This window comes from Bdellovibrio sp. HCB185ZH, from assembly GCF_047302455.1.
GTDB lineage: Bacteria > Bdellovibrionota > Bdellovibrionia > Bdellovibrionales > Bdellovibrionaceae > Bdellovibrio.
Genome location: NZ_CP178624.1, coordinates 3422374 through 3447061, shown reverse-complemented (window position 1 = coordinate 3447061; position 24688 = coordinate 3422374). Strand labels below are relative to the sequence as shown.

The following is a 24688-nucleotide window of genomic DNA, read 5'->3' as shown; positions in this document are numbered from 1 at the left end:
CGATGAAGACAGAAGTCACGTATTTAGCTGGTGGATGTTTTTGGGGTATGGAGGACCTGTTGCGCAAGCTTCCGGGCGTTATTAAAACCGAAGTGGGCTATATGGGTGGCAATACTCAGAACGCGACCTACAACGAAGTCAAAACAGGAACCACAAACCACGCAGAGACTGTGAAGGTGGAGTTCAATCCTGAGCAGCTTTCTTTCGAAAATCTTTTGCTTTATTTCTTTAAAATTCATGACCCGACGACGGTAAACCGTCAAGGCAATGACATCGGCACTCAATATCGCAGCGAAATTTTCTTTACCTCTGATGAGCAAAAAGAAACCGCAGCCAAAGTGATCGCTCGCGTAGATAAATCCGGTGCGTGGGGCAAACCTGCGTCCACAGTGGTTGCCAAGGCTCCTGAGTTTTGGTCCGCCGAAGGTTATCACCAAGATTATCTTCTGAAAAACCCAGGTGGCTATACTTGCCATTTTGTTCGTAAAGTTGATTTTTAAATAAAAAAGGTCCCTCGGGGGACCTTTTTTTTGGCTTAATTATTACTCGCGAATTTCTTTAAGCATATTGATCAGAGTCTGTTGATTTTGTGCTTCGGTAAAGCTCAGTTTCGCTGCCCCCTTTTGCACTTTCATTTTATCGATCAGACGTTTCACTTTGGAATCCATTTGCGGCGTTTTTCCAAGCTTGATCAAAAGATTCTTGGCGTCGATACCTTTTTGTAAAACTTCGGTTTTAAGATATTCCACCTGTGTCGCATTCATACCTGACATATCCAGATCCCAGCCCATCAACAGAGTCTTTGCCTGCATCACCAGATTTTTATCACCCAGTTTTGAAACCATATCGATGAACATAAGCGGGAACATGTTGTAACGGGTCTGCAAAATTTGAATGGCTTTTTCTTCGTGAGCCAATACTTCGCGTATCGAACCTTTTTGGGGAATATCACGCGGAGCCAGCAAAGCTTCTTCCATCAGACTGTACATGCTGACAAGTTCCGTTTCGCCCAGGCGATCCACATTCTCGACCTGCTTGCGGTTCGTACGATCCATGGCGACCGCCATCGCATTGAAAGACGCCGTCAAGTTGTCTCGGGACGTGATGTCTTTGGCATCGGGTTCAGCTAACGGATCGACACTGTTATCACGTTGAGCAAGCTCTTCGATTTCCATGAAAAATTCCTGGGCTGCTTGTTGTTCTAACAGCTCTCGTTTGGCAGAGGATCTATCCTGACCCAGGCCATTCCACAATTGGACTTCGTAGGACATGAAGTACTTGGTTGCTTCAGAGATTTTTTTGAACAACGTCGGCGCTTGCAGAACAGAGTTATAAGCCTCACGACGAAGCTGCAAAGCATTCCCCTGGCGAAGAGCATCGTACAGCTCATCGGTTTGATCCTTAAGCTCGCCTGTGCTCTTTTTCATATCCTCGGTGGTATCACTCATCTTCACCGTGGCGTCGTGCATTTCATCGACTTTTTTCAACTCTGAACACGCAACCATCGAAAATAGTAAAAGGACCGACAAACAGATCTTATGTTTCATAAATACATCCCAGTGTGGTGTGTTCAACGAGTGGACAATTGCCACTTTCAGTCACTTTCGTGGAACACTATCTGCGGTTATTTTCTCTCTCATTCTGCAGAGAGCAAAAACTCCAAATTATGTGCCACGTACCAGTTACAACTCCGTAATTTGCGAGTTTGGGTTGGAAACTTGCGAAAAGACACGGTAACGAATTATCAGTCTGTAAGTTAAGAGGGGCTCCAGAAATGAAACTGCTGATAGCTGCAATGATGCTCACAATCGGATTCCGAACATCGGTCGCGATGGCGGATACCATTTTGGTCAGATCAGATGCGTGGTGTCCGTACGTCTGTGACAGCGCAAAAGATCCCGGTTACATGGTGGAAGTCGTATCTAAAATTTTCGAAAAAAATGGGCACAAAGTAAATTTCTCGATGGTCAATTGGGCTCGCGCAGTCAGCGAGACTCGCAGAAACAAAGCGACTGCGATTGTCGGGGCAAACTATAACGACGCCCCCGACTTTGTCTTCCCGACAAAAACGTTGGGACACGGTCAGGACTTTTTCTTTGTTAAAAAGGATTCGACGTGGACCTACAAAGGAAGTGCTTCCCTGGTTGGTAAAAGAATCGGCGTCATCAATGGCTACGCTTATGGTGGCGACATGGATCGCATCGTTTCTGAAAACAAAGACATTTTTATTTCCATCTCGGGCGAGCATCCTTTGGATCAAATTATCAAAATGATTGAAAGCAAACGTCTGGATGCTTTTATCGAAAATCAAACGGTGCTAAAAACGAATTTGGCGAACATGGGACTAAGTCCTGATGAATACAAACCGGTCAGCTCTCAAGTGGCCAACGACGCAAAACTTTTCATCGCCTTTTCACCCGCTAATAAAAAATCTGAAATCTATGCCAAGATCTTTACGAAAGGCATCACAGAGATGCGCCAAAATGGCGAGCTTGCTCGCATTTTGGCTAAGTACGGCCTGACAGATTGGGAACAACAAGAAGCTTTAGAAACGGCGACTAAATAATCTTAGCGCCGCTGGCTTCCAATGCACGTTTGATTCTTTCCACGTGTTCAATGCTGGAAGTCTCCAGCACGAAATCAATACGCGTTTCGCGCAAAGACAAGCCTTGAGAAACGCGGTCATGGCGAACTTCCAAAACATTGGCTTTTTCAGAAGCAATAACTTGAGTCAGATTGCTTAGGTTTCCTGGCAAGTCATCGACGATCACGGACAACTCGCACAATTTCCCACGAAGAGCCTGACCACGATCGATGATTTTGCTGACGATATTTAAATCGATGTTGCCACCGCTGATAATCACGCAGCATTTTTTGCCCAAATCCAGACCACGATGCATAGCTGCTGCCATGGCTGCAGCACCGGAACCTTCGGCAACGGTTTTTGCACGCTCCATCAAGAACACGATCGCTTCAGCAATTTCGTCATCACTGACAGTCACGACTTGGTCGACATACTTTGAAATAAAGTTGTCGTAGATAATTTGCGAAGGATTTTTAATCGCAATACCGTCGGCGATTGTTGCCGCACGTTTCTTTTTTTGGTCTTGAGTTTGTTTGTTGTACAGACAAGCCATCCCCGGGGAGCGATCGCTTTGGACACCGATCACGCGCACTTTAGGATTGATGGTTTTTACTGCCAGGGCCACGCCACTAATCAGTCCACCACCGCCGATAGGTACAATCACCGTATCCAGATCAGGAACTTTTTCAAGAAGCTCAAGACCGATCGTACCTTGTCCTGCGATCACATAAGGATCTTGATATGGATGGACGAAAGTGAAACCGTTTTCCTTTTCAAGTTTCTGTGCGTGCTCGTAAGCTTCGTCGTAAATTTCGCCTTTTAGAACGACGTTCGCGCCATAGGAGCGAGTCGCCGTGGCTTTGCTGATAGAGCAATTTTCTGGCATCACGATGGTGGATTGAACACCGGCCAAACGCGCTGACAAGGCCACGCCCTGCGCGTGATTTCCGGCGGAACTTGCCACAACACCGCGGGCTTTTTCTTCAGCACTCAGGTTTGAAATTTTATTGTAGGCGCCACGGAATTTAAAACTTCCGGTACGCTGAGTGTTTTCGAATTTAAAGTAAACTTCGCTCTTTAACAGGTTGCTGGCACTGATGGAATGACTCATCTCTGTTGGGCTGATGATGTCTTTGATAAGCTGACGTGCCTTCTGAATGTCTTCGAAAGTTACTTTCATATCGTTGGGCATAGAAACCGGAACTCCTGTTGATTCGCCTACTTTCTTCTAAAATCGGGGCGTGGGCAAGGTGGTTTCACAGAGGTGATGCCTCTGCGGGTGGGCATGCAAAACGACTCCAAACATACGTAATTACTCAGTTTTTCGTCTTAAAGCTGGAAAACTCAAGAAATATTATGTCTCATAGTTATCATATATTAAGCGGAAATACTCAAAAGGACTCATGATTTCGGCAAAATCACCGAAAAGTCTAGGGAGGGGTATCAATTTGATCAACCGACTTAGATTTCTAAATTTAACGACAGCTTTGATGCTTGTTTGGAGTTCTGCGTTTGCGCAAGTTCCGGAAGAGCTTCAGGAAGTCGTGTTAACTGGAAATCTTTTTGGTCGCTCCTCTGCCGATTTTTCTAAAAATTCAAAAAACATCAAAACGACCGTCACTCAAGGTTCAAAAGGAACCGTTGTTGAATCTCGTCGTATGAAATCCCCGGGGTCCTACGGAGTGAAAATCCGCCTGACTGAAGTTGGCAAAGGTAAAACCAATGCCAAACCTGGAGATGAAGTTTGGGTTTATTATAACAAGAAAAATCCGTGGATTACTTTCCGTGATACCAAAGACATGGAAGTACAAAATCCAGAGAACGCTCTGACTGCTAAAGCTCGACAATCCGGTGAAGGAATCCCTGCTCCGTCCCCTGCAAATCCTGCAGACGACAAAAGTATCGACCCGAATGAGGCGATGCCAACTGGCGATCGCAGTCAGACTGAGGCTGGCACAGGCAACAACTGCTTGTTGAATAACTCCTGCGGCACCAGCGCGAATCACGAGGCCATGAAATCCGTCGCTGACAAGATTCTGGATGATGAAATAGCGAAGAACCGCAAGACTAAAGAAGCCGAAGAAAAAAAGGCCTCTGAAAACGTGGTCGATTACAAAAAAGAAGCGGCTGAGAAAAAAGCTGCTGCGACTCTTGCGAAGTTTAAAAAACGCAAATACACGATGACCAGCAATGAGTGGAAAGAATTCCCCGAGATTATGAATTACTCCACAAGTGCCGCGGTTCAAAAAACTATTAAATCCGGTATTAGGAACGCTGAACGTGATTCCGAAGGCCAATGTTATCAGTACGTCAAAGATGCGATGCTCGCTGGCGGATTGGTAAAAACCCGTCCTAATGGTGTGCCCGCACAAGGAGCCGTTGAGACCCTTAAGAAGCATGGTTTTGTGAACTTGTTAGAAGGAAAATACAAAGGCATTATTAAAAGTGCTGATGATGCTCCGAAGGGAGCCATCATAGTTTATGCTAATAAAAGAAGAACACATTACGGTGATATTCAGATTAAAACGGATTGGGGAACTGATGGAGGCTACGTCAGTGACTTCTTCACTCCCAATGACTTTTTGACCGGTTCTAAAAGGGCCAGAGATCAAAAAGCAATTGGCAACCCGTACAAAATCATTGGCGTCATGATTAAGCCATAGGAACTTATATGAAAATGTTTGCATGGGCTCTGACATTTATTTTTATGACAAGCTTCCACGCGCAAGCGGGAGCCGACGAATCCCTTTACGCCTTGGACGGAGCGAAGAAAATGATTTCTAGCCTTCCAGATATGCGTGTCTACAAAGTAAAGGGTGATAACGATCCTGTATTGAAATCGACAGCTTCAATCAATCGCAGCCTCAATGAAGCGGTGACGGAGTATTTGAAAGAACCTGAGGACCAACGTCTGCTGGAAGAGATCGTGCTGACGGCATCTGAATACAATAAGAAAGATGGCTACCAACCAGGTTCAGTGGCACTTGTTCCGATTTACAAGAAAGCCTATAATCAGAAAAAGCCCAATAAGGATTTACAAACTAGTTTTGAAAAGGCAGTGGGCAAACTTTCCCCGACAGATGCCAAACAGCTGATGAAATCCACGCAGAATCAGTATCGCTACTCTGAAGAAGGCGGATAAAAATCCCCTTTTTCGGAAAAGAAAAAAGCGCACTCTTATCAAGTGCGCTTTTTTTATTATTTAAATCTTTAGGCTCACTTCGTGAGCGGGGTGCCTGTCCCCTCTTCGCGTATGAATCGGCGAAGAGATATAGCCGTTCTCGCTGTTACGGAGATATGCCAGGAACTCTTCCAGGCCCTGGTGGTCGGTGTTGTCGCTCGCGATAATGCCCGAGCGCACTTGCGGTTCCATCAATTTTAACACATCCATGTACATGCCTTTAGGACCGTCCAAGAAAAGCATATCGACGTTTTGAGGCAGGTCTGCTTTTAAAGTTTTCAAAGCGTCGCCCACGCGGAACTCGACGAAATCAGCCAGTCCTGCCTCTGTCAGATTCTTTTTCGCACGTTCAGCTTTTTCAGAGTGAAATTCTGTCGTGATGACTTTACCACCACCGTTATCTTTCATCGCAGCAGCTAGATAGATTGTAGAAACGCCAAATGAAGTTCCGAACTCCACGATCGTTTTAGCTTTTGCAGATCGGGCCATCGTGTAAAGCAAGTGACCGAATTCAGGTCCAATCGCCATGTAAACTCCGCGCATGGCAGAGTAAAACTCATCACGCGTTGCCGTCTCCGGCAATTCCATAGCGGCTTTGCGGTTGATCGGATCATTGTCCGCGGCATCTTTATAAAGATTTGCTAATAGATTTTTGACTTTGGGATTTGCGATGGAAGTTTCCATTCTCACCTCTTTCATTTATGCCTGACCTTTTATCGCAAAAATAATTTTCGAACAGATAAAAATTCATGCAGCGATGTTATGAAACAAAATTGAGAAAGTGCGCGATACTCAAAAAAAAAGCGCGCTCTGTTCAGGCGCGCTTTTGAAGTTTTAAATTAGACTTACTAAACAGTTGCGATCTTATGGAAAGAATCAACTTCCAACGAAGCTCCCCCAACCAAGAAGCCACTCACGTGAGCTTGCTTGATCAATTGAGCCGCATTGTCGGGTTTCACACTGCCCCCGTAAAGAATCGGTGCCGTGAATCCCATTTTCGTCAGGATACCGTGAACGTCCGTGTGAGTTTCAGCCACTTGTTCCGGCGTTGCCACCTTGCCAGTACCGATCGCCCAAACCGGCTCATAAGCCACCACGATGGGTTTTGATTTGTCAGCTTTTGCGAGGCCCAAAAGCAATTGAGTTTCCAGCACACGGAACGTGTGAGTCGCCTCACGCTCCTGCAAAGTCTCACCTATACAAAGCATCGGAGTAAGGCCCAAAGATTGGACGTAAGCCACTTTGTCAGCGATCAACGCATCCGTTTCCCCAAATAGAGACCGACGCTCGCTGTGTCCGATAAGAATATAATTTCCACCGATTTCTTTTACGACCTGAGCAGAGTTCTCACCGGTAAAAGCCCCTTGCGCCTGAGAATAAGCATTCTGCACACCAATCTTGATCGCAGAACCCTTCACCGCCTCACAAGCCGCTTCCAAAGAAATAGCTGAAGGAAAAAACACCACTTCCCCAGTAACCGACCCCATAACCTCTTTAAACTTACCCAAAAAAGAACGAGTCTCCGCAGGCGACTTAAAAAGCTTCCAATTCCCAGCAAAAATCTTTTTCATAAAAAAATCCTCTTCAAAAAAATTACAGAAATTCCATTTCCACTGCCGCTCCGGTTGCTACCCGCATCAAACACAGTCGATCAAAGGGCAGCTATCAAAACTCGAAAACGATTAATATCGCTTTGAAGTAATGCGCTTGCCGACGCGATCGAAGAAGCAATTTCCACCTCCGCAGCGATAACCGCATGCGTTAGCAAAAACCAGCAGGCACCTTTTGCAAGTCCCATAAAAAAATGGCCCCAAAGGGGCTCATTTTTTCAGCGGCAAAGCCGCTCTCCGATCCCCATCTCCGTCTCCGACCCCGGCCTTAGCCACCTCTTCAAGAGTTCGCTAAAGTTTGAGCGTAATCGAGGCGCAGGGAGGAAGGCGTACGCCTGTACGCCGACGATAAAAATAGCAGGATGCTATTTTTAAGCGTAGCCCGAAGGGCAATGGGCAGGAGCCCATTGCACCAAGCAACGAAGGATCCGCTCAAGATCAAGCGGCCCTTTGTTATTCGTAGTTACTTGCTGGACGAGCCTTCGCGCGAAGGATCTCCAAGCCCGGCAACTTATCCCCTTGAAGATATTCAAGTGAAGCGCCACCACCCGTCGAGATGTGAGTCATCTGAGCCGCGAAGCCAGACATTTCAGCAGCCGCGGCAGAGTCTCCCCCACCAACAATCTTAGTCGCTTGAGATTCAGCGATCGCTTTCGCAACCCCAAAAGTCCCTTTAGAGAAAGCAGGGTTTTCGAAAACGCCCATAGGACCGTTCCAGAAAATAGTTCCCGCTTCTTTCAAAGCTGCAGAATAGTTGCGAATAGTTTGAGGACCAATATCCAAAGCCATTTCACCGTCTGGAATCACAACATCTTTAGTCGTGTGAGCATTCGCCACATCACCAAAAGCTTTTGTTGCAACGTGATCCACCGGAAGCAAAATAGTTTTGTCACGAGCAGCAATACGCTCGATCATTTCTTTGCAATAGCGAACTTTATCAGTTTCCACCAAAGAGTTACCAACAGACACACCTTGAGCTTTCAAGAATGTGTAAGCCATAGCTCCACCGATGATGAAACCATCAACGATGTCCATCAACTTTTCGATCACAGGCATTTTGTCAGAAACTTTTGCACCACCCATGACCGCGATGTAAGGGCGTTTTGGATTCGTCAAAAGAGAATCCAGCATGTTGATTTCTTTTTCGATCAAGAAACCGATGCCTTTTTCTTTCATCACCGACGGCAGGGCATGAATCGTCGCATGAGCTCTGTGAGAGGCACCGAACGCGTCGTTGATGTAGATCTCTGCATAGTTCGCGATTTTTTGTGCGAACTCGATAGAGTCTTTCGTCTCACCCTCTTCAAAACGGACGTTTTCAAGAAGGATCAATTGATTCATTTTCAAAGAAGGCAGCAAGTGAACAGGAGCATCAGAATCTGGTTCTTCAACCAAGATCACTTCTGCATTCAAGTGCTCTTGAAGACGTTTTGCAACGGGCTCCAGGGAGAACTCTGTGTCGTCTTTTGTTTTAGGACGACCCAAGTGAGAAGCCATAACGATCTTCGCACCATGTTCCATGCAATACTTAATTGTTGGAAGAGACGCAGTGATACGGTTTTCATCCGTGATCTTGCCGTCTTCCATGGGAACGTTCAGATCCAGGCGCAGGAAGACAACTTTACCTTCCAACGCGAAATCACGAACGGTTTTAATGCCTTTAAGACCTGCGCTCATTGATTACAGACCTTTCGCAGCCATGTGTTTAAGAACGTCAACCATACGGTTTGAGAAACCCGTTTCGTTGTCGTACCAAGAAAGAACTTTAACCATGCGAGGACCTACGGTCATAGTGGATGCAAGGTCTACGATGGAAGAGTATTTGTTACCGTTGAAATCAACAGAAACAAGTTCGTTCTTTTCACAAGCCAACACGCCTTTCAAAGCGCCGTTAGAAGCAGCAATCAAAGCTTCGTTAACAGCTTCTTTCGTTACGTCTGCTTTCGCAGTGAATGTGAAATCCACCAAAGAAACGTTTGGAGTTGGAACACGTACGGAGATACCGTCGATTTTGCCTTTAAGTTCTGGCAATACCAAACCTACGTTTTTAGCAGCCCCAGTTGTTGTCGGGATCATGCTAACTGCAGCAGCACGAGCGCGGCGCATGTCAGAGTGAGGAGCGTCCAAGATTTTTTGGTCGTTCGTGTAAGAGTGGATTGTCATCATAGTCCCGTGCTCGATACCGAATTTTTCATTCAATACTTTTGCAAGAGGCGCCAAGCAGTTTGTTGTACAAGATGCATTGGAAACGACGTGGTGTTTTGATGGATCGTAAGCTTCGTGGTTGATACCGTAAACCATCGTGATGTCTGCGCCCTTTTCAGCAGGACCAGAAACCAAAACGCGTTTCGCGCCACCTTCGATGTGTTTCATGAAGTCTTCTTTGTTTTTGAATGCGCCAGAGCATTCAACAACAACGTCAACGCCCCAAGCTTTCCAAGGAACTTCAGCTGGATTGCGGAATTTAGTAACGTGGATTTTTTTACCGTTAACGATCAAGTTTTCGTTGTCGTGACCAACATCGCCAGCAAATGTGCCGTGTGCAGAGTCGTATTTCAAAAGATGCGCATTACCTTCAATGCTATCCAAAGAGTTAATACCTACGATGTCGAATTGCTCGTGAGCAGCTCTGAAGAAAACGCGGCCGATACGACCAAAACCATTAATACCAATGCGAAGTTTTGCCATGAATAGCTCCTTGTTTTAAAACCCACCCAATATGGGCCTTAGAACGCAAAAAAGCCAGTCTAGACACCCTGTCCCGACTGGCTTTTTGGAGCCTACTCCGGGGGGAGCCGGAGTGTAGATAAGCCTAGAATCGCGACACGTTGATATTCGGGTACCCATCCAACGAGTACACAGTCAAAAGCACGTCCGCATAACCGCCCATGGATTCCAAGCGTACATCAATCGCTACGACTCGGTCGCCACGGAAGAAGTTCTCAGAAACCGCACTGTAACCCGCGTACAAAGTGCCACGGTTAAGCAGGCTGTAAAGGGACTGGCGTTGACCGCTCTGCATGTATACGACTGCGTCATGGATACGAGCGCCCGCTGTCAAAGTACGAACTTCCAATTGGTCGATCGCTTGAGGGTAAGAAAGGCTTAAGCGAACCCACTCCCCACCTGTGCGGCGAGTGATACTGGAAACTTGCACATCCGCGCGATCATAGCGCGAAGGAGGCGCTGGGCGTGGCGGAGCCGGACGAGGCGGCATAGGACGAGGTCCCGGACCTGGGCGAGGACCATAGTGACCATCTTGATCGCCACGGCCAGGGCCGTAACCACCACCACCATGATGACCGCCACCGCGACCACCCCACTGAACTTCAGAGGAACGAGACTCATACCAAGAGCCATTGTCACGACGGCAAGCGATACCTTGATTGCGCTCCGTGCGACCGCGAGTTTCGATCACACTAACGTACTCACGGCAGTATTCACCCGTGCGAGCGTTGTAACCTTCTTGAACAGAATTGAAAGAACCGCGAGCCCCTGAACGAGAGCCATTGCGAGCTCCGTCCCATTCACAGTTATCGCCGATACGGCCTTCCAAAGAGCGACGTTGTGCTTCGTTATAAGCACGACGATCGTTCTCTTCCATCTGCTGACCCAATTGATTGCCGATGACCGAGCCCGCGATAGCACCGATGATCGTCGCTGCTGTTTTACCGTTCCCTTTGCCGACATTGGAACCCGCGACACCGCCGATAACGCCACCAATGATAGTGCCGATATCGCCCTTATCTAAACCGCCCGCGTGAGCGATGCTGGAAGTTTGCGCGATGGTAGTCATCAAAACTGCGCCAAGGATCAGGTGTCTTCTTTTCATGTGGTTCCCTTTCGATAAGGATTTAAAACTTGGAAAGGTCCTATTCCAAAGTTTGTGCCAACGAGTCAGGGTCAGTATGACCCTGATGGAAATTGGAGATTGGAAATTTGAAATTGGAGGGGATGGGCGCGGGAACGGAGTTAGGCTACGAACATCAGGAGGCAGAGGTATTGGCACATACTCCCCGTAATAACAAACATATGCCAGATTCCATGACCATGTTTGATTTTCTCGTCGAACAAAAAGAAAACGAATCCTACGGCATAGGCTAAGAAGCCGAACATGATCAACGCGAAACCCCACATCGAAACTGCGTGGTAGAGTTGACTCAAAACCGGTATCACTGTGGCACTCATCGTGACGTACAAAACGTTACGCAAAGTGGCGCTCTTTGGTCTCCTGAACACTTCAAGATAAATACCGATCAACGCCAAAATCCACACCACCAGCAAAATCGAATATCCTGCCATCCCACTGATCGCCAGAATCATATAGGGAGTGTAATTGCCCGCAATCTTGAAATAGATCCCAATATAATCCAGGCGCTGAAACATGCGCTTCTGCTCACCCTGGGCTGAATGATATAGAACTGAAATGATGTAAATCAGAACGGTGGAGATACCGTATATCGTAAATGTAATTATACGTGGGATGTCGTGTCGAGACACTGCCAAGTACATCAGCAACATCACCCCTACAAAGGCGATAAGCGCACCAATCAAGTGACTAAAAGTATTAAATTTTTCACCGTGCTGCACAGATAAAAGACGTTCCACATTTCCACCTTAAAACTGATTCATTAACTGGCGCAAGCACTTCGCGTCGACCAGACCATTATTTCCGAATTGTGTTGCCAAGTATCGCGACTTGGATAAATTCCGCCCTATGAAAAACACGCTCCTTCTTATCGCGCTTTCAATCGCATCGCTTGCTGCATGTCAAAATCAAGAATCCTTGATTTTGCAAGCGGATCAACAGTCTGCGGTCATCAACGGCAGCAAAGTCACTTCTCGCAACACGGATGCGGCAAAGAGTTTGGTTTTCATCGAAATCCTGGGGCCCACTGGTTTCGCGCGCACTTTCTGCTCAGCAGCCTTGGTTGGCCCGCGTACGGTCTTAACGGCCTCCCACTGTTTTGACCGAAAACACGTTTCCGACTTTACGAGCTTTCGCGTGGTTTTCGCGAACCAAATCGGCGTGACAAACACCGCTTTGATTCGCAAAGGTTTGTTTTACAAGCAACATCCTGAATACAACTCCAACGGCCGCTACAATTACGACATCGGCCTGGCCATTTTTGAAGGCACAGCCCCGGCAGGCTTTGTTCCGGCTAAAATGGATTCCGATGTGAATGCGAACTATGCGGGTAACACACTGTATGTCTATGGATACGGACGTTCCAAAGACTACACGGGCCGAGTCGGTCAAAACCTGCGTGATTCGGTCGGCGTTTTACACCGCGGTGTCGTTAAGGTGAGCAACGACTACAATAAGCTGAATGATCTTTATCTCCTGCAAACTGCTTCACCCTCTCACGTTTGCCAGGGTGATTCCGGTGGTCCTCAGTTCTACTCACAAGGTGGCGTCACTAAAATCGTGGGCGTGACCTCTGCCACTTACGGCAAGGCCATGAAAAACGGTCAGCATTCCTGCTTAGAGTTTTCTCAAGCTGCGAAAGTCGCTGTGAACTACGCGTGGCTTAAACGCGAAGAGAAAAAAGCTCTCGAGCAATATCGCTAAATTCGTTTTTTCATAGCGACGATTCATGCTTTAATCATCCAATGAAAGTAAAACGCATCGTCGCCAATTTCGAAGTCAAAAAGCCCTCCGCTGCCAAAAAGTTCTATCAGGATATCTTGGGACTGGAACTGATCATGGATCACGGCTGGATTCAAACTTATGGAAATTCATCCAAGATGTCCGTGCAAGTCAGCTTTGCGAGCGAAGGTGGCTCCGGCACAGATGTCCCAGATCTTTCCATTGAGGTAGATGATGTTGACGAGGCTTTTAAGCGCATGAAAAAAGCGCGCTTTAAAATTATCTATCCGATGACAGATGAACCCTGGGGAGTCCGAAGATTCTTCGTTCGCGATCCTTTTGGGAAAATCGTGAATATACTAATGCACTTATGAGTCCAACTCTGCCGCCGGGTACGCCGTACCGCTTGGGGCGCAGTGCATTCCAAAAAGGGAACTGTTACCACTGAATTTTCGGGAACATTTTTAGAGCGTTGGCCTTCGTTTGTTCAGCCAATTGCTCGACTGGAATACCTTTTAGGTCCGCAACGAACTTTGCCGTGTGAACGACATAGGCTGCGGTATTCTTTCTTCCCCGCATCGGAATGGGCGCTAAGAACGGCGCATCTGTTTCGACGTGAATGCGATCCAATGGCAAGCCTCGAACCGTGTTACGCAAATCATCGGCGTTTTTGAAAGTCACCACGCCACTGATGGAAATATTAAAACCCAATTTCAAGGCTTCTTCAGCCAGCCACGATGTGCCCGTGAAACAGTGAATGATCCCCGTCACTTCGCCGTTGAACTCTTTTAAAATATTGATCGTGTCTTCTTCCGCATCACGTGTGTGAATTTCGACCGGCAAGCCTGTGGCTTTCGCGATTTTCAATTGTTCGCGGAAGGCGTGCTGTTGTTCATCTCGCGGAGATTGGTCATAGTAATAATCCAAACCAATCTCGCCAATCGCGACCACTGCAGGGTCTTTGGCATTTTCTAAAATGAATTTACCAACTTCGTCGGTATAGGTTTTGCCGTCATGAGGATGAATTCCCAACGTGCAATAAACGTCAGGCGCATACTTGTGTGCCAGATCCAAAACCAATGGCAGATCGTTCAGCTCGGTTCCAATAGTGATGATTTTGCGAACGCCGGCAGCTTTGGCATTTTGAATAGCCGCTTCGACGCCCTCTTCGAGCATATTCAGATGGCAGTGAACATCAATCCATTCAGTCATGGGGTTATTCTACACCAAATCCTGGCTGGTGATGAAGTATTCTTCCATCACAAGCTGAGAATCTCTGTTAGCACCCAAAGCTTGTTCCGCTTGGAGGCCCTTTTGGATCAATTTAAGAAGTCTTTCTCGAGTCTGTTCGGCCAAAGTCTTAATCAACGGGGCCTGATCCAGATTGGTGATTTGAGCTTTAGCACCCTCTTGCAGAACAATGGCGTCCCTGAAAAACGAAACCCAATACGACAACAGACGAATCCCCTGTTGGCGATCCTTGAACTCAGCCCGCCACATTTCATTCAGCAGGAAGTTCGGATCTTGCATAAACACGCTCAAGATCTCGACGGATTTTTCACGCAGCTCAAGCTCAGGACCATCTTGCAGTTGCGCGAGCTTTTCAAAGCTGCCACCGGCAGAACGTAATGCCCACGTCGGTGCTTTCACGCGTTTTCCCAACTCTTCCATCGTAAGTGGCTTAAACTGCACGATGCGAGAGCGAGAACGAATGGTGGGCATGATGCCTGCGACACTTGGAGCAATCAGAAAAAAGAAAGTCCCATCTGGCGGTTCTTCCAAAGTTTTTAACAAAGCATTGGCGGTTTGCGGATTCAACAATTGAGCTTGATCGATAATGATCACTCGATTGCCGCCCAAACTTTTCAAAGACAAGAATTCTAAAATTTCTTTAGCTTGTTCGATTTTGATGTTGGCGCCGGAAGGAGAAATAATACGCAGTCCCTCGTGAGCATGATCTTTCTGAGCCACACGGAAGCAAGAAGGACAACGGCCGCAGCCACGAGGACTTTGCGGGCACATTAAAGCTTGCGCCAAACCAATCGCTGTCAGTTTTTTGCCAACACCGGAAGGACCGACGAATAAAAAAGTCTGGCCGGGCTTCCCTGCTTCGAAGGAATCCACCATCTTTTTAATCACATCCTGGTGTCCTAAGACAAAATCCAGCAACCTTGCCACGCTTTTATTTCCTTAATTCAAAATCTTTTTCTCAGTCAGGGCTTTCAGCAATTGCTCAAACAACACCGCTGGAGTTTCCTTGGCATCCAAGACCAACCACGAAGTAGCCTCTGCTTTGGCCTGAGCCAAAAAGCTTTGACGAACCTTTTCATGGAAGGTGTCCGCCTCAGATTCGATACGGTCCTCTGATTCACCATTTTGCTCGCCACGTCCTTGACGACGTTTGCGTGATTCCTCCACCGGCAGATCCAGCAGAATAGTCAGGTGAGCTTTAAGTCCCCCGGTTGCAAAGTTATTCAACATCACAACTTCGCTTTCAGAAATTTCGCGCCCACCGCTTTGGAAAGCGACAGAGCTTGCAGAAAAACGATCACACAAAACCCACGAACCTTTTTGCAGTTGCGGACGAATCACTTGATCCACGTGCTGAGAGCGGCTGGCCTCATACAAAAGCAATTCCGTGCGTGCGGTTGGTGCGGGACCTTCTTTACGCAAAATCATGTGACGGATTTCATCTCCCAAAGGAGTGCCGCCCGGTTCACGAGTCATGTATGTGGGAATTCCACGCTTTTGCAGCTCTGCTTCCAGAGCCTTCATCAGTGAGCTTTTGCCGGAGCCATCAAGGCCCTCAAATACCAGAAAAGACATGCCTAGTTTTGTCAGATATTCGGCAAGCCCGGTCAACAAAAGGACTTACAACAAGGGGCGGCAATCAGCCTTTTAGCGAAGGCTGTCCCAAAAACTACGCATATTGGATTGCTGCTCTGCCGTGGATTTTTGCGAGAGCTTAAAAACCACCGCATAAGGCTTGGCCTTAACGAATCCCACCAGCACCCGGCGCTCGGGAATGATCGCCTGTTGATAAGGGTCCATCATCGCCGCCTCGCAAGTTTTCCCGGTGTGAGATGTCCAAATTTTGATGTCTTGAACTTTCAACGTGATCTCATCCAGGGGACCAAACATCTCGGCTAAAGCTTTTTTGCAAAGCTTTTCGTCCATGTTTAATTCTTTAATCGCGCCTAGGTCATAAAGCTCTGCCTGCCGCATATTTTTGTCAGCTTGAGCGGTGCGAGTGAAGTAACCCAGAAAGGATTCCGCGTTCGCGAATCCCAACATTTTGTGATCTTTTTTACTGGCAAAGACCACGTCTTCTTTGGTGTTAACAGGTGCCGGAGTCGTCGCTGCAAAAGCAGCACTTGAAAACACAAATCCTGCGAAAATAAGATTCATTTTATTCATAACTGCCACTCCTACTTCACGCCGCCAGATCCTGATGAACCACCAAGATCTTTGCTAACTTTATTGCTGATGGAACGAAATTGGGCTTCTGTGGATTTTTTAAAAGTGATGCTGTTGATCTTAACACTGCCGGAATCAACAAGGGAAATTGTCGGAGGCGGTTCGTTGCGTTTGCTTGCGCCAGCCTCCAGTTTCATTGTCACTTTGTCGCCAATAATGCAGACCTCTTTGATATAAACGACTTGCTGATAATCGTCGCCACTGCCGATGGCATTGACGTTGGCTTCCAGTTGCAATTTATTTCCCGCAGGAGCGATTTTTAAACCCGCAGTGACGGCGAAACTATCAACCGTAAACATCACCGGCAACTTTTGCATCATCGGGGGCATTTGAGCTTTGCGCTGCTCGAAATCAGCCATGTTGTTCACGCAGACATTCGCTGCTTTACTTTGAATCGCGACGACCATCGCTGCCACAAACAAGACTGAAGAGAATCGCATTCACTCACCCCTTTTTGCCTATTTTAAAACAATCCAGTCGCCCTTCGCATCTTTTTTTAAATTTAGGGTCACGAACGGGTATTTCATTGGTTCCCCAGGAAGTCCTGTTTCCTTAGCGATCAATTGAACAGCGTTGGAAAAATTAAACTGCCCCGTCGAGGATGATTTCACGGTGCTTGCAACGCTTAATAGTTTTTTACGAACGTCTGGTGGATACGATGTGATAAAGACCGTCGTTACTCCGGAGCTTTCTCCGTTCATTTTGACTTCCTCTGCGGAAAACTCAGCGTACTTCACCATGTAGCTTACGTAGGCGTTTTTGAAATGGTCGGACTGAGTGAGGTAACCCCGGGCTTCCTCCTCGACCGTTGCAGAAAACCGGGTCTTAGCGGCTTCTTCGGCGGCGTTTTTAAAAGCTTTTTCGTTTGAAGTACAAGAAACCAGAAAAGCCAAAGACAGGACTGTCAGGGTCTGAAGAATTGTTTTCATAGCATTCAGTATGAATGGGCTGGATTTAAAGACAACCACGCATGACTATTTGCGTTATTTAACCCCAAAACAGGCAGTTTTGGTGGACGAAGCCCAGCCTTTATCCCTATATTGTGGGACTTTGGGAGATACTTGAAATGACTACTTTTGTTGGAATTATCCATATCATCGTTGCCCTAGTTTTGATCGTTCTTGTTTTGATCCAAGATTCAAAAAGCAACGGCGCATTGGGCATGGGCGGCAGCTCTGGTTCAAACAGCCTTTTGGGCGCAACTGGCGCACAAACTTTGGCTGGAAAAATGACTGTTTGGGCAGCTGTGATTTTCGCAGTCACTTGCTTGGCTTTGTCAGTATTCACATCTTCTGCAACTAAATCTGTTGTTGATACTTTGCCTGCAGCAGCTCCTGTTCAAACAGCGGCTCCAACGGCAGCATCTACTCCGGTTCCGGGATCTGAAGCTAACAAGCCTCAAGATCTTGCAGCTCCAGCAGCAAGCCCAACGGCTCCTGCAGCAACAGCACCTGCGACTGCAGCTCCTGGAAAATAAGCGGTTACAATTTTTTCGTTCTTCGCTATAGTTTTTCTATGGCGAAGAAGAACAACTGGTTAATTCCCTCTCTTATTGGACTTGGTGTATTGAGCGTAGCTCTTTCTCTAGTCGTCTCCACTCTCACAGAAAAACAAAAAGTTGCCACTCGCCCACTTGCGCGCGTTGATTTAAATCTTGGCAAAGCCTTTGTCCTTCGTAAAAACATGACTCAAAAAGAAGCCCTGACTCGTTCCGCTTCTTTATACGCTTTGGATTCTGTGGAAACAGGTCCCGATGGCGACGCGACGATGACATTTGATTCAGCTTACCGCATTCGCATTCAAGAAAACTCCCTGGTCACTTTGGACGAGGAGTACGACCGCCAGGTGATCCTTATTAAGCGCGGTGACGTGCAGGTTGAAGGCTATGGGCGCGACGGCTCTGTTATGATCTCACGTGATGGCGTTCGCTGGACCGCCACAGATTATGAAACAAATTATCGCAAGCAAGCCAACTCCCCAAATCTTCCTGACATGGCTCCCTCGACTGAAGGTTACACTGGCAAGAAGGCTGGCAGCGAAGGGCTGACTTCAGAGTTCATTCAAGAAACCCTGCGCACGCACAGAAATTCGTTCTTTAAATGCTACACTCTGTTGCTGCAAAGAACGCCGGGAGTTTCAGGACAAGCGTCCGTGGGCTTTACGATTGAGCGTACCGGCAAAGTCAGCAATCCCACTGTGACATCATCGACCATCAACGATGTGCCTTTTAAAAAATGTCTGACAGAAGCAATTCGCCGCGTGGAATTTAAATCCTTTGCCGGTGATCCGATTTCAACTGTTTTTCCTCTGAAATTTGAATAGGTCAGTACCGCTGGCTCCGAAAGAAAGAATGCGCGCTAGTTTTGCACGCTAGTTTTGCAACAGAGCCTTGGTTCTCGCAATAGCTTGCGCCGTCGACTTGATTTGATCTTCGGGTGCTTCCAGCTTAAGTCTTAACTCCATCGCTTCTTCAAATAGTGCCAAGGCTTCCGTGAATCTATTTTGATCAAACAGATTTTTACCCGCATGTTGAAGAGCGAAATGCAAAAGTTTGGAGGCACTCTCGTGGGTTCTGCAAACTTCGATAACTTCTTTAAAGAGCTTGTCGCTGAATTTAAATTCTTTTTTATATTGCAGAACATGGGCCAGACGAATCTTTTGCTGAACTTCCTTGCGAAGCCCCAGCTGCTCTTCGTCCACAATGCGCAAGGCTTCGCGCAGAACTTGTTCCGCCTCGTTTAAATCTCCCAAACATCTTAGGTGCACGCCAGCTTCACCTAAAATACTAACACGTTTGGCGTGACTGGAAGCCGTGGGCAAAGATCCCAACAAATCGATGACATACTTGCGTAAGCCAATCGGATCGACTGGAACAGATCTCAGATTTTCATCTTCTTTCATTTCAAGTCGCTTATCCATGCTGAAATATTCCTAACGATAATCGTGAAGGTAATCGATGCGGTCGGGAATCCAAGGTTCATGGATTCCTTCCATTTCGTACACGCGCCCCTCCACCACAGTTTTCTCTTTGAGTGGCGCGACCGTTGGCGAGTACGACGGATACAACAAACCTTTTTCGATAAAGAAAGCCCGAGCCGTTTCATAGGCCGTTTGCCCAATGATCCCGCGACGAATAAATTCATCGAAGCTTTTCATGAGTTCTTCGGGTGTGTAGCTATAGTTATAGATCATATCTTGGACGACAGCATACACGCCATCCAGATTGATGCGATTATCCTGATACAAATCCAAAGCCACTTGAAACGTATTGTAAGTCGCCATCGTTCTGCGACCGAATTTCAGATAGTAATCGGGATCGGTATCCGTCGCGAGATTGATATAGATTTTTTCAACAGGGTCGTTTTCCGGAATCTGTGCTTGAAGCTCCAGAATGGTGTCGACCTGCTCCCCGGTCACATTGAGCTTTTCCAAAGTCAGCCGAATATCGTGAGGACCTAAGCGGCGCGAACAGATATCTGAATACAGATTATAAATAATCGCATCCGTTTCACTGTCGTCGCCCCAACAGATCTGGCGAACATTTTCCGCCAGACGAGTTCTTAATTGCATCAAGGCCTGCAGTTTGTAGCCCACTTGTTTCGTCAAACGCCAAAAGCGACCGGGACGAAGATTTGCCAGATTGTCTTTATAGAAACAACCAAAGGGACGGATATTATCCAGCGCGAATTTTTCCGAAATTCTTTCTTCCATCTGCGGCGGCGAAGCCGTGATGAAATAAATCGGAAAATACATGTAACCCTTTTGAGCTTTGCGATATTCACTGAGGGATTGCAGCAAGGTGTTCGTCCCCGGCACGTTCTTTTTATTCAAAGCACGTTCAAGGACTGTGGTTAACAGACCGGATAATGAATCGATGGTTGTATCGAGGTAGGTTTTATCGATGTCCCACAAGAACACTTCGTCGTGAGATTTCTCCATGCCTTCAGAGACATATCGAAAAAACACCACATCGCCGTTCATTTCACTGAGTTCACGCCAGTCTGCCATACTGACATTTTGTCAGAGGATGGCAGACGTTGGCAAGTCCTAGCAGCCCGTTCCCGCTTTAGGCTCTGCCATTTGGAAGCAACGTTCCTGGCTTTTCGCGCACTTGATGCGCAAATGGAAATGATTGTAGTGATTTACTTCAGGGATCAGACGACGCAAAGTCTCTTTTGCCAAATCTGTCCCGATCTCACCCTGATTTTGAGCATAGGAGCACAAAGATTTTTTCAAAGCTGGATGGATGAAGATACGATCCACAAACTTGGAACTGACTGTGTACTTAAATAGCTTCCACTGCTGAGCCATCATCCAGTCACCGATCGGCTTGTTGCCTTTCAATGCCGTCGAAAAACCCGTCATCGCTTTATCTGCCTTAAAGTAGTAGGCGATATCCGCATCCAGACCATTACGGTGAGATTTGTGCGATCCCAGCGGGCCGCCCTTCTTTTTGGCCAAATCTCCCAAACGCAAAGTATGAGATGGCACAACTGCTTGAGTGAACTTACCCATCTTAGCGATCAGATAAGCAAGTTCGATCGTTCCGTAATAAGTTTTACGATCCGGTCTTAACACGCGGAAATTCGTATCTGGATAAGCCTTTTGATAAGATAAAATATCTGTCGCATGTTCCAAAGAGCCCGAAACAACAGTTCCGTTTTTCAAACGCACTGTCCCCGTCGGACCGACGGCCTGATCCAGTTTTGACAACATGTCAAACTTTGGCGGAGCAGAGACGACAGGAGTTTCATCCTTATCATCGTCTTTGTCGTCAACTTTTGGAGTTTCCTTTTTTGGTTCCTCTTTTTTCGGTTCTTCTTTTTTAGGCTCATCCTTTTTAGGAACGTCTTTCTTAGGTTCGTCCTTCTTCGGAATGTCTTTCTTTGGCTCCTCTTTTTTAGGAGGAACTTCCGGCTTTACAGGAGTTTCCTTTTTTGGAGGAACCTCGGGCTTCTTTTCGGGTTTCGCAGGAACTTCTTTTTTAGGGTCTTCTTTTTTTGGCTGATCCTTCTTAGGTTCTTCTTTATTCGGAGTGCCCGCTTTTGGCTTCGGCTTCACTTCCAAAATGTTTTCCAAATCCTTTTCAACATTCCCGACATAGGAACCTTCAGTTTCATCCATATCAAGAACTTCATCATGCTCATCTTCATGATCATCATCGCCTGATTCATCACTCTGAGACTGACCGCCCGTTTCTGTCGTGTCTTCATCAATATTTGCAGCGTCAGCTTCCTTAGGCTCCATTGGCATCGCCAATGTGTCTTCTAGAGCTTCAATTTGATGGTGATAAATACGGTCTTCGTAAGACACATAAATGTCGACGAAATTGCTTGAGCAATCGCTTTCCACGCCCAAACAAGTGGCCTTAGCTGCAACCACCAGGTCAACGACACCAGTGGAACCCACAGGCTTCAAAACCGCGTAGCCCTTGTCGTCCGAGGTACCTGCCAAGTTCAGCTCAAGCTGGATGGTTTTCTTCGTGTCATAGGTTTTTAGAGTCATGGGACCTGTAAGGGACATGGATTTTGTGCCCTTATCAAATTTGACTTCGAGACCGTCATTCTTAGTCGCGCCTTCGATCACTTCATAATCGCCAACCTGGCGAATCTGACCCTCTGGCGGAGCCCAAGTATCACGGACACTGGCAGGGCTGTTGTTCCCGCGAGGGGCACACCCTGAAACGATCAAACCTAAAATGAGTAGTGACGATAACAGTCTTCCCATAGCAAAGGTCCTAGTTGCAGGATCTGTGCTCCGGGAAATACGGCTGTATTGAAATAGAGGGGGTTTAAGGCTGTCTAAGAGTTGGACAGGGGCCCAAATTCGCGGAACCACAAACAAAAAGACCGATCCCAAGGATCGGTCTTTTAGAGGCTATCTGATGGATAGACAGGACATTAGAAAGTAGTGACTGTTTGGCAACCCAAAGCCGTCACTCTTTTCTTAACAAGAGCAGCCCAGTTGTTTGTATGAACGCTCAAAAGTTCCGCTTTCATACGGCCCAACTCAGAAAGGTTGTTACCAACACCACGAGCAGCTTGGCCACCACGGCACATTTGAACAATCGTTTGGTCTTCAGAACGGTTGTCATAGATGTAGTTGTCAATCATCAAGCAGAAAGATTCGATAGCTGCCAAGTGGTCAATCGCAGAAACCCAACGGTTCCAAACGTCTTGAGTTTCGCGGCAAGCATCTGCGTACGCACGAGAATCTTTAACCAAGTTTGCTGGAACCAGCGTCTCTAGGTTGTTTGCAGCGTTGCGGTCACGAAGTAAAGCCGCTTGCAATTTAGCTGCAGTCTTATCGTCAACACGGTTTGTGTAACCACCGTTGTATGGCGCTTGAACCGCTTTACCAGATTCAGTCAGACGGAACGCACGCTCTTGAAGTGATTTAAGACCTTCGTTGAATTGCTTAACAGATGCTCTGTGTAGGCCCGTCGTGTATTTGAACCACGCCATTACTGGAGAGCTGATACCCAAAGAACGAGTCTCGAACAAACCTGATCTCAAACGAGACATTTCAGAATCGATTTCAGATTGAGAGAAGCTGTTTGCGTATTTGCGCAAGTTATCCAAAGAGTTTGTGATACGAGCTGCTTGAGCTTGTTTTTCAGCCAATGTAGCAAGACGAGCTTGGATTTGGTTGTACTCTGGAGAACGTCTCAATTGTTTATCCAAATCAGCTTGAGCTTGCTTCATGATGTCTTTAGAAGCCACTGCAGATTTGTCCATTGCTTCAAGCAAGTACTTTGTCGTCAAAGCGCATTGTGCGGCGTTGTTACGTGCCGTCACTGATTGAAGATTTTGAACGTAGATTTTGCCAGCAGATTTCAAAGTGTTTGTGATTGGCGTCGCGCTGTAACCAGTCGTCGCCAAAGAGTAGTTCACAGAACCCAAAAGTTTAGCCACGTAAGAGTTAGAGTCTGTTGCCACTGCTGCCAGGTTGATACCCAACTCACAGATCATTGCATCAGCTGTCGTGCTCTTAACGAAAGTTTTATCCAACTCAGATTGAGCAGAAGCAGCAGCTAGAGTCGTGTTCAACTCCAAAGCAGCTTGGCTCAATTCGTTCTTACGAACCATCAAAGCGTTAGTGTCTTTAGAAACACCAGAGTATTTCACAGAGTAGTTACGAGCTACCAACATCTCTTTAGAGATCTTAGCAACTTGCTCGTCGCGACCCTTAGTCAAGAAACGGTATTTTTGCTCAAGACGGATGTATTGGCATGTGTTCTCAAGAACTGCACGGCGAACCAAAGGATCTTGGATCTTAGTGGAATTTTCATTCACGATTTTTTCCATGGAACCGATAGCGCTAGTCAAAACCTGACCGCCCACGATGAATGGGATCGCTGCTGTACCACCTGTCATTGATGCTGCCATCAATGCATAGGGAGTCAAACCGTTGATCATGTCGTTGATTGCCAACGCCACTTGACCACCGTTCATTTGTTGACGGCAGTTTTTGTTCATTAGGTCTGTGTTAGAGAAAGAAGCTGCCAAAGAGGAAGCGGCACGGATAGCGATATCCACGTTAGCTGTGATCTCTGGAACTTTTTCTTTAGGGATTTCTTCTTCAGCGTGCAAGAAAGGTTGAAGCTTTTCGATAGCGTCAGTGATTTTCTTGTTGTTGTCGATAACCGCTTGTTGGTTGATTTGGTTGCCAGCGCAAGAAGGAGAACTTACCGCTTGGTTCAACGCATTTACCGCTGACAAGATGTCAGAGTAAGTTTTGTCTTCAGAGTTTGTGAACAGGTTACATTTGAAATCGTCAGCTACGCCAACAGAGTCTTTAACGATAACTGGAAGACCGTTGCCACCAGTGCCGTTCGCTGTGCCTGGCAAACCTGGAACTGTGCCCGGTTGGCCTGGTTGCCCAGGAGTACCCGGAACTGTCGGAAGACCTGTGCCTGGAGTGCCTGGAACTGGATTGATTTGGATTGGACCTGGAACGATGCCACCTGGTTGACCAGGGTTCGTGCCGATGCGTGGTTGAGTTGGGAATAGATCATCTACAGAAGAAGTTGTCGTTGTATTGATGTCGATCGGAAAGAAACCTGAGTCGACTCTTGCAGGTGCTGCGAAAGCCACCTTACATTGAATAGCAGTGATCACTGCCAAACCTATTCTACCCCACTTCATAGGAACTCCTTTTTGTATTTGTCGTAACCCCTAAAAATGAACCTAGTACTGCCCCGTCGTGTACCATTTGGCGGCCATTTAAGGCACCGAATTGGTTCC

At 47.0% G+C, this 24688-nt stretch carries 26 protein-coding genes; 8 read left to right on the top strand and 18 right to left on the bottom strand.

The annotated features are described in order from the left end of the window. Positions 1–2 precede the first annotated feature (2 nt). Complete coding sequence (msrA, locus tag ACLSU7_RS16780; protein ID WP_413293048.1) at positions 3–500, top strand: peptide-methionine (S)-S-oxide reductase MsrA; 498 nt, start codon at positions 3–5, stop codon at positions 498–500. 42 nt (positions 501–542) lie between these two features. Here the strand turns inward: msrA and ACLSU7_RS16775 are convergent, their stop codons facing one another. After that, complete coding sequence (locus tag ACLSU7_RS16775; RefSeq protein WP_413293047.1) at positions 543–1547, bottom strand: hypothetical protein; 1005 nt, start codon at positions 1545–1547, stop codon at positions 543–545. A gap of 227 nt (positions 1548–1774) precedes the next feature. Here ACLSU7_RS16775 and ACLSU7_RS16770 point away from each other — a divergent pair, with 227 nt between their 5' ends. Then, a complete protein-coding gene (locus ACLSU7_RS16770) occupies positions 1775–2566 on the top strand; it encodes a substrate-binding periplasmic protein (RefSeq protein ID WP_413293046.1) in 792 nt (263 codons plus the stop codon). Here the strand turns inward: ACLSU7_RS16770 and ilvA are convergent. Then, complete coding sequence (gene ilvA, locus ACLSU7_RS16765; protein ID WP_413293045.1) at positions 2559–3776, bottom strand: threonine ammonia-lyase; 1218 nt, start codon at positions 3774–3776, stop codon at positions 2559–2561. The genes ACLSU7_RS16770 and ilvA overlap by 8 nt on opposite strands. Before the next feature lie 256 nt (positions 3777–4032). Between ilvA and ACLSU7_RS16760 the strand changes: the two genes are divergently transcribed. Continuing rightward, positions 4033–5247: a hypothetical protein gene (locus tag ACLSU7_RS16760; RefSeq protein ID WP_413293044.1), complete on the top strand. Its 1215-nt coding sequence runs from the start codon at positions 4033–4035 to the stop codon at positions 5245–5247. An 8-nt stretch (positions 5248–5255) separates the two neighbouring features. Further along, the gene (locus ACLSU7_RS16755) at positions 5256–5726 is read left to right on the top strand and encodes a hypothetical protein (RefSeq protein WP_413293043.1); all 471 of its coding nucleotides are present in this window, start codon (positions 5256–5258) and stop codon (positions 5724–5726) included. 60 nt (positions 5727–5786) lie between these two features. Here the strand turns inward: ACLSU7_RS16755 and ACLSU7_RS16750 are convergent, their stop codons facing one another. The 6 genes from ACLSU7_RS16750 to trhA form a co-directional block, all read right to left on the bottom strand. Next, the gene (locus tag ACLSU7_RS16750) at positions 5787–6449 is read right to left on the bottom strand and encodes an O-methyltransferase (protein WP_413293042.1); all 663 of its coding nucleotides are present in this window, start codon (positions 6447–6449) and stop codon (positions 5787–5789) included. Between the two features lie 164 nt (positions 6450–6613). Continuing rightward, a complete protein-coding gene (tpiA, locus tag ACLSU7_RS16745; protein ID WP_413293041.1) occupies positions 6614–7336 on the bottom strand; it encodes a triose-phosphate isomerase in 723 nt (240 codons plus the stop codon). 492 nt (positions 7337–7828) lie between these two features. Further along, a complete protein-coding gene (locus tag ACLSU7_RS16740; RefSeq protein ID WP_413293040.1) occupies positions 7829–9052 on the bottom strand; it encodes a phosphoglycerate kinase in 1224 nt (407 codons plus the stop codon). 3 nt (positions 9053–9055) lie between these two features. Next, entirely contained in the window at positions 9056–10063 is a 1008-nt protein-coding gene (gene gap, locus ACLSU7_RS16735; RefSeq protein ID WP_413293039.1) for a type I glyceraldehyde-3-phosphate dehydrogenase, read from the bottom strand. A 124-nt stretch (positions 10064–10187) separates the two neighbouring features. Further along, positions 10188–11207 carry a beta-sandwich domain-containing protein gene (locus ACLSU7_RS16730; protein WP_413293038.1) on the bottom strand — a complete coding sequence of 340 codons (1020 nt, stop codon included), beginning with the start codon at positions 11205–11207 and terminating at the stop codon, positions 10188–10190. Positions 11208–11347: 140 nt separating this feature from the next. Continuing rightward, positions 11348–11983, bottom strand: a complete 636-nt coding sequence (trhA, locus tag ACLSU7_RS16725; RefSeq protein ID WP_413293037.1) for a PAQR family membrane homeostasis protein TrhA — start codon at positions 11981–11983, stop codon at positions 11348–11350. 109 nt (positions 11984–12092) lie between these two features. Here trhA and ACLSU7_RS16720 point away from each other — a divergent pair, with 109 nt between their 5' ends. Both ACLSU7_RS16720 and ACLSU7_RS16715 read left to right on the top strand, forming a co-directional pair. Then, positions 12093–12947, top strand: coding sequence for a S1 family peptidase (locus ACLSU7_RS16720; RefSeq protein WP_413293036.1), 855 nt, complete (start codon positions 12093–12095; stop codon positions 12945–12947). Between the two features lie 41 nt (positions 12948–12988). Further along, positions 12989–13339, top strand: coding sequence for a glyoxalase superfamily protein (locus ACLSU7_RS16715; protein WP_413293035.1), 351 nt, complete (start codon positions 12989–12991; stop codon positions 13337–13339). 64 nt (positions 13340–13403) lie between these two features. Here the strand turns inward: ACLSU7_RS16715 and ACLSU7_RS16710 are convergent, their stop codons facing one another. From ACLSU7_RS16710 to ACLSU7_RS16685, 6 genes are all read right to left on the bottom strand, one after another. Next, positions 13404–14177 carry a TatD family hydrolase gene (locus ACLSU7_RS16710; RefSeq protein WP_413293034.1) on the bottom strand — a complete coding sequence of 258 codons (774 nt, stop codon included), beginning with the start codon at positions 14175–14177 and terminating at the stop codon, positions 13404–13406. A gap of 9 nt (positions 14178–14186) precedes the next feature. Continuing rightward, complete coding sequence (locus ACLSU7_RS16705) at positions 14187–15143, bottom strand: ATP-binding protein (protein WP_413293033.1); 957 nt, start codon at positions 15141–15143, stop codon at positions 14187–14189. 12 nt (positions 15144–15155) lie between these two features. After that, the gene (gene tmk / locus ACLSU7_RS16700; protein ID WP_413293032.1) at positions 15156–15791 is read right to left on the bottom strand and encodes a dTMP kinase; all 636 of its coding nucleotides are present in this window, start codon (positions 15789–15791) and stop codon (positions 15156–15158) included. Positions 15792–15863: 72 nt separating this feature from the next. Beyond that, positions 15864–16382, bottom strand: coding sequence for a hypothetical protein (locus ACLSU7_RS16695; RefSeq protein WP_413293031.1), 519 nt, complete (start codon positions 16380–16382; stop codon positions 15864–15866). Positions 16383–16393: 11 nt separating this feature from the next. After that, positions 16394–16882 (bottom strand): hypothetical protein, encoded by a 489-nt coding sequence (locus ACLSU7_RS16690; protein ID WP_413293030.1) that lies wholly within the window; start codon positions 16880–16882, stop codon positions 16394–16396. Positions 16883–16900: 18 nt separating this feature from the next. After that, positions 16901–17371 carry a hypothetical protein gene (locus ACLSU7_RS16685; protein WP_413293029.1) on the bottom strand — a complete coding sequence of 157 codons (471 nt, stop codon included), beginning with the start codon at positions 17369–17371 and terminating at the stop codon, positions 16901–16903. A 137-nt stretch (positions 17372–17508) separates the two neighbouring features. Here ACLSU7_RS16685 and secG point away from each other — a divergent pair, with 137 nt between their 5' ends. Beyond that, positions 17509–17919 (top strand): preprotein translocase subunit SecG, encoded by a 411-nt coding sequence (secG, locus tag ACLSU7_RS16680; RefSeq protein WP_413293028.1) that lies wholly within the window; start codon positions 17509–17511, stop codon positions 17917–17919. Between the two features lie 38 nt (positions 17920–17957). Then, positions 17958–18764: an AgmX/PglI C-terminal domain-containing protein gene (locus ACLSU7_RS16675; RefSeq protein ID WP_413293027.1), complete on the top strand. Its 807-nt coding sequence runs from the start codon at positions 17958–17960 to the stop codon at positions 18762–18764. 48 nt (positions 18765–18812) lie between these two features. Here the strand turns inward: ACLSU7_RS16675 and ACLSU7_RS16670 are convergent, their stop codons facing one another. From ACLSU7_RS16670 to ACLSU7_RS16655, 4 genes are all read right to left on the bottom strand, one after another. Continuing rightward, the gene (locus ACLSU7_RS16670) at positions 18813–19361 is read right to left on the bottom strand and encodes a tetratricopeptide repeat protein (RefSeq protein WP_413293026.1); all 549 of its coding nucleotides are present in this window, start codon (positions 19359–19361) and stop codon (positions 18813–18815) included. A 12-nt stretch (positions 19362–19373) separates the two neighbouring features. Next, positions 19374–20450 (bottom strand): phosphatase domain-containing protein, encoded by a 1077-nt coding sequence (locus ACLSU7_RS16665; RefSeq protein ID WP_413293025.1) that lies wholly within the window; start codon positions 20448–20450, stop codon positions 19374–19376. Between the two features lie 39 nt (positions 20451–20489). Beyond that, complete coding sequence (locus tag ACLSU7_RS16660) at positions 20490–22169, bottom strand: penicillin-insensitive murein endopeptidase (protein ID WP_413293024.1); 1680 nt, start codon at positions 22167–22169, stop codon at positions 20490–20492. 173 nt (positions 22170–22342) lie between these two features. Next, on the bottom strand, positions 22343–24589 hold the full coding sequence (locus ACLSU7_RS16655; RefSeq protein ID WP_413293023.1) for a collagen-like protein: 2247 nt from the start codon (positions 24587–24589) through the stop codon (positions 22343–22345). Between the last annotated feature and the right edge of the window lie 99 nt (positions 24590–24688).

What these genes read in the sequence shown, in the direction of transcription:
- msrA (WP_413293048.1), top strand. Translation starts at nt 3, where the DNA reads ATGAAGACAGAAGTCACGTATTTAGCTGGTGGATGTTTTTGGGGTATG.
- ACLSU7_RS16670 (WP_413293026.1), bottom strand. Translation starts at nt 19,361, where the DNA reads ATGGATAAGCGACTTGAAATGAAAGAAGATGAAAATCTGAGATCTGTT.
- tpiA (WP_413293041.1), bottom strand. Translation starts at nt 7,336, where the DNA reads ATGAAAAAGATTTTTGCTGGGAATTGGAAGCTTTTTAAGTCGCCTGCG.
- ACLSU7_RS16710 (WP_413293034.1), bottom strand. Translation starts at nt 14,177, where the DNA reads ATGACTGAATGGATTGATGTTCACTGCCATCTGAATATGCTCGAAGAG.
- ACLSU7_RS16775 (WP_413293047.1), bottom strand. Translation starts at nt 1,547, where the DNA reads ATGAAACATAAGATCTGTTTGTCGGTCCTTTTACTATTTTCGATGGTT.
- ACLSU7_RS16750 (WP_413293042.1), bottom strand. Translation starts at nt 6,449, where the DNA reads ATGGAAACTTCCATCGCAAATCCCAAAGTCAAAAATCTATTAGCAAAT.
- gap (WP_413293039.1), bottom strand. Translation starts at nt 10,063, where the DNA reads ATGGCAAAACTTCGCATTGGTATTAATGGTTTTGGTCGTATCGGCCGC.
- ACLSU7_RS16715 (WP_413293035.1), top strand. Translation starts at nt 12,989, where the DNA reads ATGAAAGTAAAACGCATCGTCGCCAATTTCGAAGTCAAAAAGCCCTCC.
- ilvA (WP_413293045.1), bottom strand. Translation starts at nt 3,776, where the DNA reads ATGCCCAACGATATGAAAGTAACTTTCGAAGACATTCAGAAGGCACGT.
- ACLSU7_RS16695 (WP_413293031.1), bottom strand. Translation starts at nt 16,382, where the DNA reads ATGAATAAAATGAATCTTATTTTCGCAGGATTTGTGTTTTCAAGTGCT.
- ACLSU7_RS16720 (WP_413293036.1), top strand. Translation starts at nt 12,093, where the DNA reads ATGAAAAACACGCTCCTTCTTATCGCGCTTTCAATCGCATCGCTTGCT.
- secG (WP_413293028.1), top strand. Translation starts at nt 17,509, where the DNA reads ATGACTACTTTTGTTGGAATTATCCATATCATCGTTGCCCTAGTTTTG.
- ACLSU7_RS16675 (WP_413293027.1), top strand. Translation starts at nt 17,958, where the DNA reads ATGGCGAAGAAGAACAACTGGTTAATTCCCTCTCTTATTGGACTTGGT.
- ACLSU7_RS16685 (WP_413293029.1), bottom strand. Translation starts at nt 17,371, where the DNA reads ATGAAAACAATTCTTCAGACCCTGACAGTCCTGTCTTTGGCTTTTCTG.
- ACLSU7_RS16660 (WP_413293024.1), bottom strand. Translation starts at nt 22,169, where the DNA reads ATGGGAAGACTGTTATCGTCACTACTCATTTTAGGTTTGATCGTTTCA.
- ACLSU7_RS16740 (WP_413293040.1), bottom strand. Translation starts at nt 9,052, where the DNA reads ATGAGCGCAGGTCTTAAAGGCATTAAAACCGTTCGTGATTTCGCGTTG.
- tmk (WP_413293032.1), bottom strand. Translation starts at nt 15,791, where the DNA reads ATGTCTTTTCTGGTATTTGAGGGCCTTGATGGCTCCGGCAAAAGCTCA.
- ACLSU7_RS16690 (WP_413293030.1), bottom strand. Translation starts at nt 16,882, where the DNA reads ATGCGATTCTCTTCAGTCTTGTTTGTGGCAGCGATGGTCGTCGCGATT.
- ACLSU7_RS16755 (WP_413293043.1), top strand. Translation starts at nt 5,256, where the DNA reads ATGAAAATGTTTGCATGGGCTCTGACATTTATTTTTATGACAAGCTTC.
- ACLSU7_RS16665 (WP_413293025.1), bottom strand. Translation starts at nt 20,450, where the DNA reads ATGGCAGACTGGCGTGAACTCAGTGAAATGAACGGCGATGTGGTGTTT.
- ACLSU7_RS16770 (WP_413293046.1), top strand. Translation starts at nt 1,775, where the DNA reads ATGAAACTGCTGATAGCTGCAATGATGCTCACAATCGGATTCCGAACA.
- ACLSU7_RS16730 (WP_413293038.1), bottom strand. Translation starts at nt 11,207, where the DNA reads ATGAAAAGAAGACACCTGATCCTTGGCGCAGTTTTGATGACTACCATC.
- ACLSU7_RS16655 (WP_413293023.1), bottom strand. Translation starts at nt 24,589, where the DNA reads ATGAAGTGGGGTAGAATAGGTTTGGCAGTGATCACTGCTATTCAATGT.